Annotated in this window: 20 protein-coding genes; 15 read left to right on the forward strand and 5 right to left on the reverse strand. The window is 43.2% G+C overall.

The genetic code is table 11. The annotated features are described in order from the left end of the window. Positions 1 to 330: 330 nt before the first annotated feature. Positions 331 to 504 carry a hypothetical protein gene (locus HW45_RS29530; RefSeq protein ID WP_006075229.1) on the forward strand — a complete coding sequence of 58 codons (174 nt, stop codon included), beginning with the start codon at positions 331 to 333 and terminating at the stop codon, positions 502 to 504. A gap of 32 nt (positions 505 to 536) precedes the next feature. On the opposite strand, the gene cueR is transcribed toward HW45_RS29530, so the two are convergent. Continuing rightward, positions 537 to 947 carry a Cu(I)-responsive transcriptional regulator gene (gene cueR, locus HW45_RS05315; protein ID WP_038225402.1) on the reverse strand — a complete coding sequence of 137 codons (411 nt, stop codon included), beginning with the start codon at positions 945 to 947 and terminating at the stop codon, positions 537 to 539. A 175-nt stretch (positions 948 to 1122) separates the two neighbouring features. Between cueR and HW45_RS05320 the strand changes: the two genes are divergently transcribed. Then, on the forward strand, positions 1123 to 1752 hold the full coding sequence (locus tag HW45_RS05320) for a YccT family protein (protein ID WP_038225403.1): 630 nt from the start codon (positions 1123 to 1125) through the stop codon (positions 1750 to 1752). Positions 1753 to 1950: 198 nt separating this feature from the next. On the opposite strand, the gene HW45_RS05325 is transcribed toward HW45_RS05320, so the two are convergent. The 3 genes from HW45_RS05325 to zipA form a co-directional block, all read right to left on the reverse strand. Further along, complete coding sequence (locus HW45_RS05325) at positions 1951 to 3084, reverse strand: porin (protein ID WP_038225404.1); 1134 nt, start codon at positions 3082 to 3084, stop codon at positions 1951 to 1953. A 483-nt stretch (positions 3085 to 3567) separates the two neighbouring features. Next, the gene (gene ligA / locus HW45_RS05330; protein ID WP_038225405.1) at positions 3568 to 5571 is read right to left on the reverse strand and encodes an NAD-dependent DNA ligase LigA; all 2004 of its coding nucleotides are present in this window, start codon (positions 5569 to 5571) and stop codon (positions 3568 to 3570) included. 67 nt (positions 5572 to 5638) lie between these two features. Next, positions 5639 to 6637 carry a cell division protein ZipA gene (gene zipA, locus HW45_RS05335; protein WP_038225406.1) on the reverse strand — a complete coding sequence of 333 codons (999 nt, stop codon included), beginning with the start codon at positions 6635 to 6637 and terminating at the stop codon, positions 5639 to 5641. Positions 6638 to 6819: 182 nt separating this feature from the next. Here zipA and cysZ point away from each other — a divergent pair, with 182 nt between their 5' ends. Next, on the forward strand, positions 6820 to 7557 hold the full coding sequence (gene cysZ, locus HW45_RS05340; RefSeq protein WP_038225407.1) for a sulfate transporter CysZ: 738 nt from the start codon (positions 6820 to 6822) through the stop codon (positions 7555 to 7557). A 77-nt stretch (positions 7558 to 7634) separates the two neighbouring features. On the opposite strand, the gene HW45_RS05345 is transcribed toward cysZ, so the two are convergent. Then, positions 7635 to 8105, reverse strand: a complete 471-nt coding sequence (locus HW45_RS05345) for a zinc ribbon-containing protein (protein ID WP_006075222.1) — start codon at positions 8103 to 8105, stop codon at positions 7635 to 7637. 183 nt (positions 8106 to 8288) lie between these two features. Here HW45_RS05345 and leuS point away from each other — a divergent pair, with 183 nt between their 5' ends. The 12 genes from leuS (at position 8289) to lipA (ending at position 20764) form a co-directional block, all read left to right on the forward strand. Further along, a complete protein-coding gene (leuS, locus tag HW45_RS05350) occupies positions 8289 to 10862 on the forward strand; it encodes a leucine--tRNA ligase (protein ID WP_038225408.1) in 2574 nt (857 codons plus the stop codon). Positions 10863 to 10997: 135 nt separating this feature from the next. Further along, a complete protein-coding gene (locus HW45_RS05355; protein ID WP_038225409.1) occupies positions 10998 to 11570 on the forward strand; it encodes an LPS-assembly lipoprotein LptE in 573 nt (190 codons plus the stop codon). Positions 11571 to 11582: 12 nt separating this feature from the next. Beyond that, a complete protein-coding gene (holA, locus tag HW45_RS05360; RefSeq protein WP_038225410.1) occupies positions 11583 to 12602 on the forward strand; it encodes a DNA polymerase III subunit delta in 1020 nt (339 codons plus the stop codon). Positions 12603 to 12671: 69 nt separating this feature from the next. Then, positions 12672 to 12989 carry a ribosome silencing factor gene (gene rsfS / locus HW45_RS05365; protein ID WP_006075611.1) on the forward strand — a complete coding sequence of 106 codons (318 nt, stop codon included), beginning with the start codon at positions 12672 to 12674 and terminating at the stop codon, positions 12987 to 12989. Positions 12990 to 12993: 4 nt separating this feature from the next. Next, positions 12994 to 13464, forward strand: a complete 471-nt coding sequence (gene rlmH / locus HW45_RS05370) for a 23S rRNA (pseudouridine(1915)-N(3))-methyltransferase RlmH (protein ID WP_006075610.1) — start codon at positions 12994 to 12996, stop codon at positions 13462 to 13464. A gap of 11 nt (positions 13465 to 13475) precedes the next feature. Further along, complete coding sequence (gene mrdA, locus HW45_RS05375; protein ID WP_038225411.1) at positions 13476 to 15359, forward strand: penicillin-binding protein 2; 1884 nt, start codon at positions 13476 to 13478, stop codon at positions 15357 to 15359. Beyond that, a complete protein-coding gene (rodA, locus tag HW45_RS05380) occupies positions 15356 to 16477 on the forward strand; it encodes a rod shape-determining protein RodA (RefSeq protein ID WP_038225412.1) in 1122 nt (373 codons plus the stop codon). The genes mrdA and rodA overlap by 4 nt, the downstream gene beginning before the upstream one ends. Then, entirely contained in the window at positions 16477 to 17277 is an 801-nt protein-coding gene (locus tag HW45_RS05385; protein WP_038225413.1) for a septal ring lytic transglycosylase RlpA family protein, read from the forward strand. The genes rodA and HW45_RS05385 overlap by 1 nt, the downstream gene beginning before the upstream one ends. 100 nt (positions 17278 to 17377) lie before the next feature. Then, complete coding sequence (locus tag HW45_RS05390; RefSeq protein ID WP_031493182.1) at positions 17378 to 18556, forward strand: serine hydrolase; 1179 nt, start codon at positions 17378 to 17380, stop codon at positions 18554 to 18556. Between the two features lie 142 nt (positions 18557 to 18698). Next, on the forward strand, positions 18699 to 18977 hold the full coding sequence (gene ybeD, locus HW45_RS05395; RefSeq protein WP_031493181.1) for a DUF493 family protein YbeD: 279 nt from the start codon (positions 18699 to 18701) through the stop codon (positions 18975 to 18977). Between the two features lie 175 nt (positions 18978 to 19152). After that, positions 19153 to 19794, forward strand: coding sequence for a lipoyl(octanoyl) transferase LipB (lipB, locus tag HW45_RS05400; RefSeq protein WP_031493180.1), 642 nt, complete (start codon positions 19153 to 19155; stop codon positions 19792 to 19794). Between the two features lie 4 nt (positions 19795 to 19798). Next, positions 19799 to 20764 (forward strand): lipoyl synthase, encoded by a 966-nt coding sequence (gene lipA, locus HW45_RS05405; RefSeq protein ID WP_038225414.1) that lies wholly within the window; start codon positions 19799 to 19801, stop codon positions 20762 to 20764. The last annotated feature ends 128 nt before the right edge of the window (positions 20765 to 20892 follow it).

Genomic DNA, 20892 nt, shown 5'->3' on the forward strand with positions numbered 1-20892 from the left:
GATAACACGTCACCGTAAATCAGACTCCCTTAGATCCCTTAATTACCAACTAGTTAACTGTCATTCTCATAGATTATTCTAGAAACTAAGTAAGTTATTTTAAGTAGTTGAGTGGTATTTCTCCATAATACATGACAAAGCTATAGATTATTTTTGCTTTCCAAATCATACGCTTATTAATTTAATGTAATTAATAAGTTCCACTTTTTTGGAATTAAAAATTTTTTAATTCTTACTCTTTTTTTTGATCTTTATTCTCTCTTGTTCATACTTAGGATTATCTCGAAGTGTGAGATGCCTCCAAATTTTAAATAATTGAAAGGGATCATTATGAAAATTTTCTCAGCACTAATCTTCGGCATCATGCTGACGCTTGCTCCAATCACCCATGCCTCAAACAGTTCAGCGTTAGGTCCGTATGTCGACTGCCAACTAAGTGATGGCTCTCAAACCTATACTCCTATTGAGCGTTGCGAACGTTTGGGTGGCCAAAAGCGCTTTTGATATAGCGGCCCCCTGGCTGCATAGTACAAATATTAGGTTTGGACTTTTGTATTGCAGCCTTGCATCAAATCATCGACGATTGGACATGCCGAATTAGTGTCTCCCGGGCACTGAGAAAGCCAGACTTCCAGTTGCTGTTCGATAGCTTGCAACTCTGAAATTTTACGTTTAACTTCCACAAGTTTTTCGCTGGTTCGACGTTTAACTTCAGCACTCGTCCTGTCCGTTTTGAAGGCTAGCGACACCATATCGCGACACTCATCGAGCGTGAAACCGACTCGTTTGGCCTTAGCAACGACACTTAATTCATCAACGTGCTTTGCAGAATAGATACGATAGCCATTATCGCTTCTCAACGGTGACGAGATAATTTTCTTTTCTTCATACAGCCGAATTGATTTCGTTGTTAGACCGGTCTTTTTAGCAACTTCACTGATGTTCATATCGAACTCCACTTAAGCAAACCTACACAATTATTCAAATGATAAGTGACTCGCAATTTTCTGTACAGACGCTTTCTGCTTTCATAACAACGCTATTATTCGCGATGTAAAAAAACTAAGATGAAACAGACCCTACAAGAGAATTGCCATATTGGCAAAGTACTAAGGAGTGGTAATGAGATTAACAAAAACACTACTTGCGAGTCTAATTTTGGCACCATCACTAGCCTACTCGTCAGTGACCATTGACGTGCCCTCAGGCATCCAACTGCTCACCGTTAATGGTAAAGATGCTGGCTACTCAAACTTTGGTTTCGATAGTAAAGACAACATCGTTCTGGATAACGGTGTAAACCAACTGGTTTTCAGGATTTCTAAAATAGTAATGGAAACCGGCTCGGACAAAACCAAATTTAAATCTCAACCTTTGGTCGCAACGTTTGATGCAAAGGACAAGGATATCTCGATATCCGTGCCTAACATTAAGACACTGCAACAAGGTATGGAGTTCAATAGTAAACCAACCTTTGAACTTGTTAGCGATTCAAAGGCCCTCGTTGGCGTGAAGAAAGATCAGCTAGGTTTAACGTTTAGTCTAACTGCAGATATGGCACAAGAAGTAAAAGACTACAACCAAACCAACGCCGTCGCTAGCTTGTCACACTATTCACAATCAAACACAAAAACGGTAGACATCCAACTTGATGATGATGTGTACCAATCTTTAAAACGCTCTTTCAAAAGTGCCTCATACGAAGAAAGAAAGAAGTTTCTTACTTGGGCAATCAGCAACCTCGAAGAATAATTCAACCTACTGTGCCCGCACTCGTGGGCACATTTTTACTTTATCGCTAGCTCTTCTTTCCTTAACTCAACGTTATTTAATTCCATCTTCTGTGTTTTTGTTAAAACAGTTAATTTTCAATCTTACTGTGAATTACAACAATAAAAAACGGCCCCTATTACTAGGAGCCGAAGGTATAAGGCAGTATCAGATTGTATTTTAGAAGTAGTACTCTACGCCTAGACCCCAGCCGAACTCTGCAGAAGATTCATCTTTAGAAATCATATAAGGACGTACATAAGTAATCGCTGAGTCATCCAAGAAATATAGTGCCTGAGCTGAAACGATATAATCAGCTAGGCCGGATAATGAATCACCATTAACTTCAGGATCTAAGTTGGCCGCGTAGTTGACCTTGAATTGCCAGTTTTCTACACCACTATATACAGCGCCTAAGGAGTAACTATTTTGTGAAATTTTGTCACCGAATTGAAGTAAATCGACGTCGTTGCTTCCATCGTTCCATGTTAGCTCTTTGTACTTAGCTTCTTCCATTTTAAATGCACCGTTAAATGCAAATGTGTCAAAGTTAAGCTCGAAGCCAAGTAATGCTGCATTAGTATCAGAACGCCCTGTCACATCATCTTTGTCGCCAACTAAAGGAGCTCCTGGGTTTTGCTTAAGGAAGTTTGAATATGCAGTATTTAGCGTGTCAAACTTTCTATCTTTACCATACTCATAACCACCGTGTAATGTTAAAACACCTACAGTATAATGAGCACCTAGGCCGTAAAAGTTAGAATCCGCACTGCTTTCATCGCCACGACCTGCTGCTAGGTTAAATGTAAAGCCTCCTAAGTTAGCTGAGTCATAACGAACCATATTAGATTGACGATCATAACGTGCACCACCTAGTACATCGCCACCCCAGTCAAAAATAGCACCAGCACGTTGACCTGAGTATGGCCAGTCGATGATTTCATAGAGTGGTGTCAACATACGACCAATACGTACACGACCAGCTTCTTCGAACTCAAAACCACCGTAGGTATCACGAACACCTAGACCACTAGCAGCGCCGTCATCACCAACGTTACCGCCTTCCAATTGCCAAATAAACTTAGGACCACGTGCTAGTTCATGTGAACCGCGTAAACCAAAGCGAGATTCATTTTCTAGTTTCAGTGGAGCATCACCGCCACCAATTTTATCTTCACCATATTGCCATACAGACAATGCGACTTGACCATAAAGATCAACTGTATCTGTTGCCGGTTTCGCTTGTACTGCACCCGCCATTGTTAAAGACGCCACTGCTGCACCGATAAGAGTGCGTTTAAACATTTTTTCCATGGAATAACTCCTAAAAATGGATATAGCTGTTTTTTATATTTCACTCTTAAGTTGGCCGCCGAAGGGTGAAATATTTCCTTATTTATTTAACCAAAATAGACTGGTTAATTTTCCTGTCTACACCTTGTGTATCCATATTCACAAGACTAACTTCGCAGAGAAAATTATCAACTTCAAAATCAATTAAGCTAAAAAAAATAGGACGCACAACAAACTTTTGCCTTGGTTATTGATGAAGATCTTATTTTTCAATCATCGCTACAATGAAATGCTTTACACCCTTTAATTTCAACAAGTTAAATCATTAATAACATTGCCGTTCGTGATATGGCTCGCATGGATTTTTTATTTAATTTAATTAAATAAAAAAACGCTATTTATACGATTGTTTTTTATTTATGACGTAGTAGGACTCACATTATTTGAACTCACTCGCAAAAAAAAAGAGCTCCATATTAGGAGCTCTTTTTTCTATTTCTTAAGTCAGACGATTAATTCTATTAGGTCGTCCTCAGTTCTAATCTCAATATTGAGCTCTTGTGCTTTAGCCAATTTAGAACCTGCATTCTCTCCAGCAAATAAAATATCGGTTTTCTTAGAAACACTTCCCGTTACTTTTGCCCCTAGCGCCTGAAGTGCTGCCTTGGCATCATTGCGGTTTAGCTGTGATAACGACCCGGTTAAAACCACCGTCTTGCCCGCAAGTGGTTGAGGTGTATCTTCCGCTGGTGCTTCCACTGCCGCCCAATGAATACCTGCTGCAATCAATGCCTCAATTACTTTTTGATTAGATTCAGCAGCGAAGAAGAACCGAATATGCTTAGCAACAATCTCACCGACATCAGACACTTCAATCAACTGATCATGAGTCGCGTTCATCACATTTTCTAAAGTTTCAAAATGCGTTGATAGATTCGCAGCGGTGGCTTCACCAACTTCACGAATCCCCAGTGAGTACAGGAATCTCGCTAGTGTGGTTTCTTTTGACACATTTAGAGCATTGACGACATTCTGTGCGGACTTAGGTCCCATGCGCTCTAAAATAGTGAGTTGCCCCGCGGATAACTTGAACAAATCTGCTGGTGTCTCGACCATTTCTTTGTCTACAAGCTGCTCTATTACTTTCTCCCCAAGACCATCAACGTCTAAAGCCTTACGAGAAACAAAGTGTTTTAGTGCTTCTTTACGCTGTGCTTGGCAAACTAAGCCACCTGTACAACGGGCTACCGCTTCTCCTTCAATGCGTTCAATCAGAGATGCACAAACCGGACATTCAGAAGGAAAAACGATTTCTTTTGCATCCGCAGGTCGGCGCTCTGGTACATAAGAAACAATTTGAGGAATAACATCCCCTGCGCGGCGAATAATAACACTATCACCAACTTTCACACCGAGACGCTCAATTTCATCGGCATTATGCAAGGTAGCATTGCTCACCGTCACGCCACCAACAAACACTGGCTCTAGCTTTGCAACAGGGGTAATGGCTCCGGTACGTCCAACCTGGAACTCGACAGAGTTCAGTACCGTAATTTCTTCTTGAGCGGGGAATTTATAGGCGATCGCCCAGCGAGGGGCTCGAGCCACAAAACCTAACTGCTCTTGTAGGGCAATGTCGTCAACTTTAATCACGACGCCATCTATTTCATATTCAAGCTCATCACGCTTATCTTGGATCGCTTTGTGGTAGGCTTTAACTTCTTCGATATTGTTAACGCGTTTGGTTTCAGGCCCCATTGGAAAGCCTAAAGATTTGAGTTTTAGAAAGCGATCATAATGACTTGCTGGTAACTCGGTACCTTCAACAATGCCCAGACTATAGGCATAGAAGCTTAGAGGACGAGTTGCGGTGATGCGTGAGTCTAATTGACGTAAGCTACCTGCTGCCGCATTTCTTGGGTTTACAAACACTTTCTCGCCTTTTCTTTCGGCAAGCTCATTAAGTTTTGCAAACCCAGCTTTAGGCATAAATACTTCACCGCGTACTTCAATGCGCGCTGGAATGTCGTCGCCTTGCAGCTTCAGTGGAATTGCACTAATAGTACGAACATTCTCTGTGATGTTCTCCCCCGTAGTACCATCACCACGAGTTGCAGCTTGAACAAGTACACCATTTTCATAAAGCAAACTCACTGCTAATCCATCGAGTTTTACTTCGCAACAATAAGCGCCAATATCGGTTCTATTTACTCGATCACAAATGCGCTTATTAAAACTATCTAAATCTTCATCTGAGAAAGCATTATCCAAAGACAACATCGGTATTTCATGTTTCACTTGGGTAAAACTGTCAAGTGGTAACCCTCCGACTCGTTGACTTGGCGAATCTACCGTTACCCAGTCAGGATGCTCAGCTTCAATAGCGAGCAATTCTTGCATTAGTCTGTCGTACTCGACATCCGGAATCTCTGGGCTGTCTTCTACATAGTACTTCACGCCATGATAGTGAAGTTGCTCTTTCAGTTCAATTAATCGTTGTTGCGACATGGTATACCTTGGTAGTACGGATAAAAAAGGCTCCCGAGGAGCCTTTTCTCTAGCATAAGTGGAACAATTACGCGCTTACTTTCGCTGCGTTAAAGTCTTGAATTTGTTTACGGTAGGCATCAAGTCTTGTCGGTGTCATTAAGTTACGCTTGTCGTCAAGAACGTTGCCTCCAAGATCATCAGCTATTTGCTGCGCTGTTCTTAGCATCAACTTGAAGTTCTGCTCGGCTTCGCCAAAACAAGGTAGAGTCATAAAGAACGAGATACCCTTGGTAGTAAAAGTGGCTGGATCATTATGTTGAAGCGTACCTGGCTGCATCATATTTGCCACACTAAATAATACTTTTCCTGTGCCTGATAAATCGGCATGACGGTGGAAGATATCCATTTCACCGTAAATAAGACCATTCTGGCGCATGCTATCAAACAGCTGAGTACCTACAAAATCTTCAGAACCAGCACAATGCACGTTCATCACAATCACCTGCATTTCAGGCTCTTCAGGTTCACTTTCAGCCTGTATAGGTGCACTTGTTTCCTTTGCCGACGTTAGGGTTGGTGCCTCAAGAGGCTGAGGTTTTGCTGTTAATTCCTCATCAGCATCATCGAATTTGTTCAGGTCTAGCTGAGGTTCAAGCTTTTCAAATTCTTCAGGTTCGACATCGGTTTTAGCCGAAAATGATGGTAGCTCTTCTTCAACTATCTCTTCGGACAGCGCAGAGACCGGAGCCTTTTCTGATTGCTCTTCTACAGATTCAGAGTGGACCGGTTCGTCATGCTCGAAACTCTGTTCAGAATGGCTGGCGACATCATCTAATGGATCATAATTAGTCTGTTGTTGGTTCAAACCAAAGTCAGGTTCATTACGCGTTTTTCTTACAATTTCGAAATCGTCTTCTGGCGCAACGTATTCGTCTTCTTGCTCAGCGTTGTCATCCAACTTTCCTAACGGCCTATCACCGAACTTCTTCTGTCCTTCTTTTTTGCTAGACCATAGGCCATGGAACAGCAGCGCCGCGATAGCTAGGGCACCGACAATAATGAGTACGAATCGCAATTCCTGCATTGTTTGCTCTCAACGTTAAAAAATAGTCCTTAATGAGGTGAATACACCTCAGCTCACTCTACTTTACCAAAACTCTATAGACTATTAGAACACCTTAGTATAAGAAGTTTGTGATTTCCTTAAGTCTTTTTTGATATAGTCGCTAAGAAACAACAGTAGCAAAAGGTAAAAGGAAGCATATTTTGAACAAAGCCAAAACCGGATTCGGTTACTTTCATCAAGGTTTTCAAATCGCCTTTACACCGGGTATCCGTCGTTATGTACTGCTACCATTACTTGCCAATATTTTGTTAGTTGGTTCAGCAATGTACTACCTTTTCTCCAACCTCAACGCGTGGATTGAAGGCTGGCTAGGCTATTTGCCTGAATTTCTCTCTTGGTTGAGTTATGTGCTTTGGCCGCTACTCGCCATCACTATATTGGCGACCTTTTCTTACTTCTTTAGCACATTGGCTAACTTTATCGCCGCTCCATTCAATGGCCTTTTAGCAGAGAAAGTGGAAGAAATGCTAACCGGTCAAAAAGTTTCGGAAGACGGGATCATGAGCGTTGTCAAAGACGTTCCAAGAATTATGGCTCGGGAATGGCGAAAGCTATTGTATACCTTGCCTAAAGCTATCGGCTTATTCTTACTGCTACTTATCCCTGCGCTTGGTCAAACGATAGGACCTTTTCTATGGTTCATTTTTACCGCTTGGATGTTAGCAATTCAATACTGTGATTATCCATTTGATAACCACAAGGTACCATTTAACGACATGCGAATGTCTATGAAGCAAAAACAGGGAAAAGCCTACAGCTTCGGTATGCTTGTCTCGTTATTTACAACAATCCCAATACTTAACCTGTTTATCGTTCCAGTATCAGTATGTGGCGCAACAGCTATGTGGGTGCAAGAATTCAAACAGCAATATAAGTAGCTGTTTCTCACTATCTAGAAGTATCTAAAGAGACTGTAGGCAAGCCTAAGCCATACAGTCTCTAGCACCGCTAGCTTCTATGGTTTTAGTGGTTGTCGACTAAATGTACTATGACCACATTTTGGACAATCAGAAATGGTAGTTGGGTGATTGTATTCTGTCTTATGCCCACACTGTTCACACACCAAAATACCTAATCCTATCATTTCTCCTGAGGAATAAACGCCCTGATGCTCAAGATCTTGGAACAGCTCGACCCACTCGACTTTTGTTCTATCTGTGATATCCAGCAGACCTTGCCAAATTGAATTAGCAATCATGAGATAGAAGGGCCCGCTTTTACTCTCTTCGTAGTTTTCGGCAAATTCCTTTAGATCAGACTTCACATACGCAGAAATTAACGCCATTTCGTCCTTAGTCATATCGTTGGCGGCCTCAACCACTTGTCCTGATTTTTCAAGCACGTGCTGTAACTCTTCAGGACTGTGTTTTAGGTTGTCAACCACATCTTCAATCATTTCTTCATAACTGGCTTTACGCTTAGGCATACATCCCCCTATTTTCACCAAAGTAGCAGAACACTATGTGATTACCATTAACGTGCATCACCTCTTCTCCCACGAAGGGTATATTGACTATTGTTGACCGGGCTTCCTTTAGGTATTCTATGACGATCTAATAGTTTCTGTGGTAACAGAACTCACAAATTCCAAGATAACCGGAAATCATCGATGCAAGAACAATATAACCCGCAAGATATTGAACGTAACGTTCAACAGCACTGGGACAACAATAAGACCTTTGTTGTAAGTGAAGACCCAAATAAAGAAAAATTCTACTGTCTGTCTATGTTCCCTTATCCAAGTGGACGACTGCACATGGGTCACGTGCGTAACTACACCATCGGTGATGTGGTATCTCGTTTCCAACGCCTACAAGGTAAAAACGTAATGCAACCAATTGGTTGGGACGCGTTTGGCCTACCTGCTGAAAACGCAGCAGTAAAAAACAACACAGCGCCAGCACCATGGACTTATGAAAATATTGAGTACATGAAAAACCAACTTAAGTTGCTTGGTTTTGGCTACGACTGGAACCGTGAGTTTGCTACGTGTACACCAGAGTACTACCGTTGGGAGCAAGAGTTCTTCACTAAGCTTTACGAAAAAGGCTTAGTATACAAAAAAACCTCTTCTGTTAACTGGTGCCCAAATGACTTAACTGTTCTAGCAAACGAACAGGTTGAAGATGGCTGTTGCTGGCGTTGTGATACTCCAGTTGAACAAAAAGAAATCCCACAGTGGTTTATTAAAATCACAGAATACGCCCAAGAGCTTCTTGATGATTTAGACAACCTAGAAGGTTGGCCTGAAATGGTTAAAACCATGCAGCGCAACTGGATTGGTCGCTCTGAAGGTGTTGAACTGAAGTTTGAAGTACAAGGTCATCAAGACCTTGAAGTATATACCACGCGTCCAGATACTCTTATGGGTGTTACATACGTAGGTATCGCTGCAGGCCACCCTCTTGCTGCTGTTGCGGCTGAAAACAACCCTGAGTTAGCTGCATTTATCGATGAGTGTAAGAACAACAAGGTTGCAGAAGCTGAACTAGCAACAATGGAGAAAAAAGGTATGGCAACCGGCCTTACTGCTATTCATCCATTGAATGGTCGTGAAGTGCCAGTATTCGTTGCTAACTTCGTCTTGATGGATTACGGAACAGGTGCAGTTATGGCAGTTCCTGGTCATGACCAACGTGACTTTGAGTTTGCTACTAAATACAACCTAGATATTCTTCCTGTAATCAAACCGGTTGACGGCAGCGAGCTTGATATTTCAGAAGCAGCTTACACTGAGAAAGGCATACTATTTAACTCTGGCGAGTTCGATGGACTTGAGTTCCAGGCCGCGTTCGATGCTATCTCTGCTAAGTTAGAAGCAGAAGGCAAAGGTCACAAGACCGTAAACTTCCGTCTACGTGACTGGGGTGTTTCTCGTCAACGCTATTGGGGTGCTCCAATTCCAATGGTAACGACTGAAGATGGTGAAGTTCACCCGGTTCCAGCAGAGCAACTTCCTGTAATCCTTCCGGAAGATGTTGTTATGGATGGCGTAACTAGCCCAATCAAAGCTGATAAAGAGTGGGCAAAAACGACCTTCAACGGTGAGCCAGCACTACGTGAAACAGACACCTTCGATACCTTCATGGAGTCTTCTTGGTATTATGCACGTTACTGCTCTCCGCAAGCTGATGATATTTTAGATCCAGAAAAAGCGAACTATTGGCTACCTGTAGACCAATATATCGGTGGTATCGAGCACGCATGTATGCACTTACTGTACTCTCGCTTCTTCCATAAGTTGCTTCGTGATGCGGGCTATGTGACTTCCGACGAACCATTTAAGAAACTCCTATGTCAAGGTATGGTGCTTGCTGATGCTTTCTACCACACTAACGAAAAAGGCACTAAAGAGTGGATCGCTCCTACAGACGTAAAAGTTGAGCGAGACGGTAAAGGTCGCATTTCCTCTGCAACAGACAACCAAGGTCGTGACGTAGAGCACTCAGGCATGATCAAAATGTCTAAGTCGAAGAATAACGGTATTGACCCGCAAGAAATGGTAGACAAATACGGTGCTGATACTGTACGTCTATTCATGATGTTCGCCTCACCTGCGGATATGACATTAGAGTGGCAAGAGTCTGGTGTGGAAGGTGCAAACCGCTTCCTTAAACGTGTTTGGAAGTTGGTAAAAGAACATACAGAAAAAGGTACAGCGGAAAGCGTTGACGTTTCGGCTCTATCTTCAGACCAAAAAGCACTGCGCCGTGATGTTCATAAGACCATTGCAAAAGTAACCGATGATGTTGACCGTCGCCAAACATTCAATACAGCGATTGCCGCCATTATGGAGCTAATGAACAAACTTGCTAAGGCACCTCAAGACACAGCACAAGACCGTGCGATTCTTGATGAAGCTCTACAAGCGGTCGTTGCCATGCTTTACCCTATCACTCCGCATATCTGTTTCGAGATGTGGACGGCACTGGGTAATGCAGACATCGACAATGCGGTATGGCCAACGTTTGATGAAAAAGCCCTCGTTGAAGATGAAAAACTTATCGTTGTTCAAGTTAACGGCAAGCTACGCGCTAAGCTGACAGTTGCTGCGGATGCAACTAAAGAACAAGTAGAAGAACTTGGTCTTAACGACGAGAACGTGACGAAATTCACTGATGGAAAAACCATCCGTAAAGTGATTTACGTACCGGGTAAACTACTGAATATTGTAGCTAATTAATTTAGTTGTCTTTATGATACCAAGAGTCGCGAAGAATTCTTCGCGGCTCTTTTATCAGCCACACATAAAAGTCTTATTTAAGTTCACTGCCTAATGAAACTTACATAAGCCTTTTTAACAGAGTCTGCGAGCACTATGCGCCTATTTAAAACCAAATTTTCACAAATTAGTTTCGTAATCCTACTCACTACTCTGCTCAGCGCATGTGGTTTCCAACTCAGAGGCGAATACACTGTCCCTGAAGATATAAAAGAAATGTCTGTCACCAGTTTTGACCAATACAGTAAGATCACTCGATTAGTAAAAGAGCAGTTACGCCTCAGTCAAATTGAATTGGTTGAACCTCGTAAAGACATTCCAAACTTACACATAATCAGTGAGCAAATCACCGACAGGACATTATCCCTCTATCAAAACACTCGCGCGGCCGAAAAAGAAATTGTCTATGATGTTAATTATCGAGTTTCAATTCCCGATGTCGGTAGCAAAGATTTTACTGCAACAATGACACGCAGCTACTTGGATAACCCGCTATCGGCACTAGCAAAGTCTGCCGAACGTAAGCTGCTTGAAGATGAAATGCGCGAGTTCTCAGCTCAGCAAATGATGCGTCAAATGGCACGACTCAAAGCTGAAATCGAGGAGCATGAGTTAGAAATGTTGAATACTACTGAGCCAGCATCAACTAGCCAAAACACCCAATCATAACGGCCAATTAGCGTGAGAGTATTTGCTGACCGCCTTGCAGAAACACTGAACCGTCAGTGGTATGGCTGCTATCTTATTTTTGGTAATGAACCGCTATTTGTCCAAGAAAGTCGAGACTCGATCATTCGTCATGCTCGACAATTAGGATTTGAAGAACATCACCGTTTCTCCGTGGACAGTTCACTGGATTGGAATGATGTCTATGATTGCACACAAGCACTTAGCCTGTTTTCATCTAAGCAAATTATAGAACTATCTATCCCTGAGTCTGGTATTAACGCAGCTATCGCCAAACAGCTGTTAGAAATATCGTCACACCTACATGAAGACATTATTGTTATCATCACTGGAACCAAGCTGACGCGAGCTCAAGAATCAGCAAAATGGTTCAAGGCTCTAAATGGCTGCTTGGTGAGCTGCGCCGCCCCTGATGTCAAACACCTCCCTCAATGGGTAATGAGGCGATGCAATGCCTCAGGGCTTAAGCCTGACGGTGAAGCGATACAGCTCCTATGTCAGTGGCATGAGGGAAACCTGTTTGCTCTTTCTCAAAGCTTAGAGAAGCTGTCATTGCTCTATCCTGATGGCCAACTCAACCTGCTCCGTGTTCAAGAGTCCCTAAGCCGTCATAACCATTTTACAGTGTTCCACTGGATAGACGCGATCTTAGAAGGTAAACCAAAGCGAGCGAATCGAATTCTCTTACAACTTGAAGCAGAAGGAGTAGAAGCCGTTATTTTGTTGCGTTCGATTCAAAAAGAGCTACAACAGCTCATCAAAATGCAACAGATGTTGACTCAATCTTCGCTTAACCAAGTCTTTGATAGCTTCAGAGTGTGGCAAAATAAAAAACCACTCTACAGCGCTGCTCTGCAGCGCCTTACCGCAATACGACTTAAACAAGCCATGCAACTACTCGCTTCAATCGAGGTCCAAGTAAAGACCCAATACGAGTTGAGCCCGTGGCCCTTTCTACACCAGCTAACGCTCAACCTGAGTGCTACTGACAGCAGCCTGTCTTTACATCCATAATTTCGTGGTATAATTGCGGGTCAATTGAGCCTGAGGCTCAACTTAATTAAGAACAACGAGGAAAAACTTTTGCAACGCGAAGAATTGAAACTATTTCTAGCCGACAAAGCCGACGATATGAAAGCACAAGACATCGTAACGATTGATGTTGAAGGGAAGTCTAGCGTGACTGATTTTATGATTGTCTGTACGGGTACGTCAAAAAGACATGTAATTTCAATTGCCGATCATGTTGCTTCTGAAGTGAAGAAAGCGGGTATGGAACCTCTCGGCGTTGACGGTGAACAAGAAGGTGAATGGGTAGTTCTCGATATGGGATCAACCATGCTGCATGTCATGCAGGAACAACATCGTGATCTTTACCAATTAGAAAAGCTTTGGAGCTAATACATTGAAACTCCAACTCATCGCAGTCGGTACTAAAATGCCGAAGTGGGTCGAAGAAGGCTTTCAAGAATACAAGCGTCGCTTCCCTCATGATATGCCACTTGAACTGGTGGAAATTGTCGCGGGGAAGCGAGGCAAAAATGCTGATATTGCACGTATCTTACAAAAAGAGGGCGAAGCGATGTTAGCAGCGGTTCCTAAAGGGAACCGTATTGTGACATTAGATATTCCAGGTAAGAAATGGGATACCCCTCAACTGGCTGAGCAACTCGAGAGCTGGAAGCTAGATGGGCGCGACGTCTCTATTTTGATTGGTGGCCCAGAAGGTCTAGCACCAGCTTGTAAAGCCGCTGCCGATCAAAGCTGGTCACTTTCAGCGCTAACGCTACCCCACCCTCTGGTGAGAATTGTCATGGCGGAAAGCCTCTATCGCGCTTGGTCAATTACTGCAAACCATCCTTACCATAGAGAGTAAGCCAACAAGTTATGAGACGTAAACGTAGCCAGATACGGGACCATCAGGCAGAAGCGCGGCTGTTCAAAAGCCGTGCTGTCGTTGCATTCGTATTTATCATTGCCATGATGCTAGTACTTGTTGCAAACCTTTATAATATTCAGGTTAATCAGTATCAAGACTACAAGACTCGCTCTAATGATAACCGCATTAAAGTCGTACCAATCGCGCCAAATCGCGGCCTTATCTATGACAGAAATGGCATCCTACTGGCAGAGAACCGTCCAGTCTTCAACCTAGAAATCACCCCTGAAAAGGTGAAGAACATGGATGAAACTATTGCTGGGCTGCGTAAGTTTTTAGATATCCCCGAAGAACGTATTGAAGCATTTGAACGAGACCGAAAACGTACTCGCCGATTCAAATCTATCCCTCTTCTTACTCAATTAACCGAAGAGCAAGTTGCTGTTTTCTCCGTTAATCAACATAAGTTCCCTGGCGTAGAAATAGCGGCAAACCTGAAGCGTTATTACCCATTTGGCGATGTACTGACGCATGTTATTGGCTACGTATCACGAATAAACGATCGTGATATGCGTCGTCTCGTCAGAGAAGAAAGAGACGCGAATTACCAAGCCACTCGTGACATTGGTAAGTTAGGCATCGAACGTTACTACGAAGAAATTCTACACGGCACCGCAGGTTATCAAGAAGTTGAAGTAAACAGTCGTGGTCGAGTACTGCGTACCTTAAAGTTTGTTCCGCCAATTCCGGGCAAAGATATCGTGCTGAACCTCGATATCAAACTACAACTTAAAGTTCATAAACTGTTAGCAGGAAGACGCGGCTCTGCGATTGTCCTAGATCCAAATGACAATGGCGTACTCGCAATGGTGTCTAGTCCTAGTTATGACCCTAACGCCTTTGTAAATGGTATTTCAAGTAAAGCTTATAAAGCCCTTTTGGAAGATAAAAACCGTCCACTGGTGAACCGTGCAACGCTTGGTATTTATCCACCAGCATCAACGGTAAAACCTTTTATTGCGGTTGGGGCACTCCAAGAAGGCGTCATTACGCCTCAAACCACGCGTAATGACCCTGGGTATTGGCGAATTCCAAACTCGAAAACGCGTCCCTTCCGTGATTGGTTACGTTGGGGACACGGTAAAGTCAATATCCTTAAAGCCATTGAAGAATCCGTGGATACTTTCTTCTATCAAATCGCCTATGATATGGGCATTGATAGACTATCTAAGTGGATGATGATGTTTGGTTTTGGTGACTATACCGGCATTGATATCTATGAAGAAAGTAAAGCGAATATGCCGACACGAGAATGGAAAATGGCTCGTCATCGCACGCCATGGTATCAAGGTGATACGATTCCTGTAGGCATTGGACAAGGTTATTGGACTGCAACGCCAATGCAAATAGCCAAAGCTACCTCCGTACTGGTTAATCATGGAGAAGTTTTATCTCCACACCTATTACGTGCCACTATCGATAATGGTGATAGATTTGAACACCAAACAATGGCTGAAGTTGACTCTCGCCCGCCGATTACCGGAGTGAAAGAGAGCTACTGGGACATCGCACTCGAAGGAATGCGATTGGTTAACCATGGCGTCAAAGGTACTGCTCGCCGCGCCTTTAAGAACATGCCTTATCAGTCGGGTGGTAAGTCCGGTACAGCACAGGTGTTTAGCTTGGCTCAAGACCAGGAGTACAACGCCGAGGAACTGGAAGAGCACCTAAAAGACCACGCACTATTCACGGGGTTTGCACCTTTCAAAGATCCAAAGGTAGTTGTGACTGTTGTACTAGAAAACGCCGGCGGTGGTTCTTCTAATGGCGCACCTGTAGCACGTCAGCTGTTTGATTTGGCCCTTCGAGACGAAAAGAGTGAAGAAGAATGAGATTTGATCCATCAACAGGACAAAATAGAGTTCTATTCGAACGCTTCCATATCGATTTGCCACTGCTATTAGGTATTCTGGCTTTAATGGCCTTTGGCCTAGTCGTTATGTACAGTGCAAGTGGGCAGAGTTTGGCCATGATGGACAGACAAGCCATGCGTATGGTTCTCGCCCTCGTTGTTATGATTGTGCTCGCACAATTCTCCCCGAGAACCTACGAGTCACTCGCTCCAATCATGTTCTTTGTTGGGGTACTATTGCTGCTCGGAGTATTGTTTTTTGGTGAAGCATCTAAGGGAGCGCAGAGGTGGCTCAATTTAGGTTTTGTTCGCTTTCAACCTTCAGAACTTCTGAAACTTGCCGTGCCTTTAATGGTCGCACGATACATAGGTAAGCGTTCACTTCCCATCACTTTCCAAACTTTAGTGATGTCTTTAGTAATGGTATTTGTACCAACCATTCTGATTGCGAAACAACCCGACTTAGGTACATCCATACTAATTGCCGCTTCTGGTATTTTCGTAATCTTTCTTGCCGGTATCAGTTGGAAAATCATTATTAGTGCGGTTGTAGCACTTGGAGCCTTTATCCCTGTGTTATGGTTCTTTTTGATGCGTGAGTACCAAAAAGTCCGTGTCAGAACCTTGTTCGACCCAGAATCAGATCCACTCGGTGCAGGTTATCATATTATCCAAAGTAAGACAGCCATTGGTTCCGGTGGGATTACAGGCAAAGGCTGGATGCAAGGCACTCAATCACAGCTTGAATTTATTCCAGAACGACATACTGACTTTATTTTTGCAGTTATCGCCGAAGAATGGGGCATGATAGGCATTTTATTATTGCTTGCCCTCTATCTGTTTATTATTGGCCGTGGCTTATATTTAGCCAGTTCAGCACAAACCGCATTCGGTAGAATGATGGCAGGCAGCATTGTACTTAGCTTTTTTGTTTACGTTTTCGTAAATATTGGTATGGTAAGCGGTATATTACCTGTAGTAGGCGTACCTCTACCTCTTGTCAGTTATGGCGGCACCTCCATGGTGACGTTAATGGCTGGTTTCGGCATTTTAATGTCTATCCATACGCACAGAAAGGCATTTTCAAAGGCAACGTAATGAATCGATTTTCTATCCGCCACCGTCACTACCAAACATTGCTTTGCTTTACTGTGGGATTGGTCGCTCTTGCCGGTTGTTCGTCGTCAGACAGTCGCTATGAGTTAAGCGATGATGTAGCACCTTCAAGTCCTATTTCTGTTGACCATATTGAAGGTGCTCAACCTAAATATGAACCTTATAGCTTAGGCGGTAACAAGAACTACACCTTGCGAGGAAACAGCTACAAGGTGATTAAAGACCCAACCGGATTTAAAGAGCGCGGACAGGCTTCGTGGTATGGGAAAAAATTTCATGGTCATCTGACGTCGAATGGTGAAGTGTATGACATGTATTCTATGTCGGCTGCCCATAAAACCTTGCCTTTACCAAGCTATGTTAAGGTCACCAATTTAGACAATGGCAAAGAAACCATCGTTCGCGTCAATGATCGAGGTCCTTTTCACGAAGGGCGAATCATTGACTTGAGCTATGCGGCGGCAAAGAAACTCGATGTCATTAAGACAGGTACCGCCAATGTCGAGATTGAAGTAATCATTGTCGAACGCTCCACCAGCCAACATAAAGTAGACAAACACCCAGAGTACACCATTCAAGTTGCCGCATCTCCACATAAGGATCGCGTCGAAACTTTATCGAAAGAACTCGGTCAAAAGCTATCAGTGGACACATTTCTAGCACCTGTAAATAGCAACTACCGTCTAATGCTTGGTCCTTTCAAAGACTACAAGCAGACTCAAGATGTTCTCGAACAAGTGAAAAAGATTGGCTACTCCTCAGCTTTCGTCAAAAAAATGTAAACATCATTGACATAAATAACGGTTGTTACTTAGTGTAAGCTATCTAGTTTGCCCAGACCGTTCTGTTAATATACGGACAACAAACAAAAATTGTATTCAAATGAATAAGAATAAACCTTCTATGAAACTTCTAACTTCCATTGCTCTTACCGCAACTTTAGCAGCAACTTCTGCTTCTGCGGCGCCTGTTGTTATGCCGGATGCACCTCAAATCGCAGCGAAAGGCTTCGTTTTGATGGACTACAACTCAGGCAAAGTCCTAGCTGAAAAAGAGATGAACACTCAACTTCACCCGGCTAGCCTGACAAAAATGATGACCAGCTACGTTATCGGCCAAGAACTGAAGCGTGGCAACATCACTCCAGAAGATGAAGTTACCATCAGTAAAAACGCTTGGGCAAAGAACTTCCCTGATTCATCGAAGATGTTTATCGAAGTTGGCACAAAGGTAACCGTTGAAGAGCTTAACAAAGGCATCATTATTCAATCAGGTAATGATGCATGTGTAGCAATGGCTGAGCATATCGCAGGTTCAGAAGACGCGTTTGTCGATCTAATGAATGCGTGGGCTAAGTCTATCGGTATGAACAATTCACACTTCGCCAACGTTCACGGCTTGGATAACCCGAACCTATATTCTACGCCTTACGATTTAGCGCTACTTGGTCGTGCACTGATCCGCGACGTTCCAGATGAGTACCGTATTTACTCAGAGAAAAAATTCACCTACAACGGCATTACCCAATATAACCGTAATGGCTTATTGTGGGATAAGAGCATGAACGTTGATGGCATTAAAACTGGCCACACAAGCCAAGCTGGTTATAACTTAGTAAGCTCAGCAACTGAAGGTAAGATGCGTTTAGTTGCCGTAGTTATGGGCACTAAGAGCGCCAATGCACGTAAATCTGAAAGTAAAAAGCTGTTGAGCTATGGCTTCCGTTTCTTCGAAACAGTGAATCCACATAAAGCCGACGAAACCTTCGTAGAAGAAAAAGTCTGGATGGGTGACAAAGACGCTGTAGCACTAGGTGTTGACCAAGATACCTTCGTCACACTCCCACGCGGCCAAGCGAAAAACCTAAAAGCTAGTTTCGTACTTGAAAAACAGCTTGAAGCACCAATATCTAAAGGCGATGTCGTTGGTAAGCTATACTATCAACTAGACGGCGAAGATGTTGCTGAATACCCACTACTTGCACTTGAAGATGTTCAAGAAGGTAGCCTATTCAGTCGTCTATGGGATTACATCGTATTACTTTTCAAGAGCTTGTTCTAATAATCGAACTCTAGAATTAAAAGTAATCAAGTTTCCGTAAAGCCGCACAATGCGGCTTTACTTTTTGTTGGCTTGAGATCATCCACATAAGGCATTACTATTCGCATCGTTATAACGAATTGGTATTTTTGGAGTCCCTAATATGTTGACCATCAACTCTGATGCAAAACTCAAAGACCTACTAGAGTTCCCTTGCTCTTTTACATTCAAAGTGATGGGTTACGCTAAGCCAGAACTTCCTGAAAAGGTAGTGGAAGTAATCCAGCGCCACGCGCCAGGGGATTACAGCCCAACTATCAAACCAAGTGCAAAAGGCAACTACCATGCAGTATCGATCAACATCACTGCAACGTCTATCGAGCAAGTAGAGACCTTGTATAAAGAACTTGGTGAAATCGATATTGTTCGCATGGTTCTATAAAAATTTTAAACTTTAAATTTTTTTTGAAAGCAGCTCAGGCTGCTTTCTTTTTATATTTCAAAAACCTAGCACTTAATAGTGATTCAGTCGTTAAGAATTCGTTATTTATTGGTAGTTCAAAACCACCAACATGTTTATAATGCGAATACTTTATTAAGTGGCAGCGGAGTGATTGGTGGAAAATCAACTAGTTGTAAAAAAGCTTGGTAGAAAGGACTATGAGCCTGTCTGGAAAGCGATGCATGAGTTTACTGATAATCGCACAGAACAAACGCGCGACGAAGTTTGGTTAGTTGAACACAACCCTGTGTTTACGCAAGGTCAAGCAGGCAAAGCCGAGCATCTACTTAACACTGGTGATATTCCCGTTGTACAAAGTGACCGTGGTGGCCAAGTCACCTATCATGGTCCAGGCCAGCTAGTGGCCTATTTCTTAATCAATCTCCGTCGTAAAAAACTGGGCGTTCGTGAACTGGTTACTCATATCGAAGACCTCGTTATTCAAACGCTAAAAGAATACAATATCGAATCGGCTGCGAGACCCGACGCACCTGGCGTCTATGTTGACAATAAAAAAGTATGTTCATTGGGCTTACGCATCAGAAAAGGATGCTCTTTCCATGGACTGGCGTTGAACGTCAATATGGATCTCACTCCCTTTTTAAGAATTAATCCTTGCGGCTATGCTGGAATGGAAATGGTTCAGGTCAGCCAGTTGGGCGGTCCACAGCAAGTGTCCGTCGTAGAAGACCAATTAATCAAAGCACTCATAACAATACTTGATTACGAGCAAGTAGAATTCAGCGAAGAAGCATAAGACGATGAGCAAACCTATCCAAATGGAAAAAGGCGTTAAGTACCGTGACGCTGACAAAATGGCATTGATTCCAGTTAAGAACATGCCTACCGAGCAGAAAGAGATCCTTCGTAAACCAGAGTGGATGAAGATCAAACTCCCTGCAGACAGCCAACGTATTCAAGATATCAAATCTGCAATGCGTAAAAATAACCTACACTCTGTTTGTGAAGAAGCATCCTGTCCTAACTTAGCTGAATGCTTCAACCACGGTACAGCAACATTCATGATTCTTGGCGCAATCTGTACTCGTCGTTGCCCATTCTGCGATGTTGCCCATGGTCGCCCCAACGCTCCAGAAGCCGGTGAACCTAAAAAGCTGGCGCAAACAATCAAAGACATGAAGCTGAAGTATGTTGTAGTGACTTCTGTTGACCGCGATGATCTTCGTGATGGTGGTGCGACACACTTTGCTGACTGTAACCGCGAAATCCGAGCACTTAACCCGGAAATCCGTATTGAAACCTTAGTTCCAGATTTCCGTGGCCGTATGGATGTTGCGCTTGAGGCAATGAAAGACAACCCACCAGATGTCTTCAACCACAACCTAGAGACCGCTCCTCGCCTATATCGTAAAGCTCGTCCAGGTGCAAACTACAAGTGGTCGCTACAACTGCTTAAGAAGTTTAAAGAGATGCACCCTGACGTACCAACAAAGTCGGGCTTAATGATGGGCTTGGGTGAAACGAAAGAAGAAATCGTGGAGGTATTGAAAGACCTTCGTGAGCACGGCGTTACCATGCTAACGTTAGGCCAGTACCTTGCGCCAAGCCGTCACCACTTACCTGTAGAACGCTACGTTCCGCCTTCTGAGTTTGATGAGCTAAAAGATATTGCGCTGGAACTTGGCTTTACTCACGCGGCATGTGGCCCATTTGTTCGTTCTTCTTATCATGCGGACCTACAGGCTCAAGGCGTAGAAATTAAGTAATTCCATTTGTGGTTTCTTATTAAACACGGATTCGCTCTTAGAGCCATCCGTGTTTTTTTTAAGAAAAATCGCCAAGATGACATTCTCATACTCGCATTTTCGCTATATTTAGGTAGGCTTAAAGAAAA

The organism is Vibrio sp. ER1A, assembly GCF_000733315.1.
Lineage (GTDB): Bacteria > Pseudomonadota > Gammaproteobacteria > Enterobacterales > Vibrionaceae > Vibrio > Vibrio mediterranei.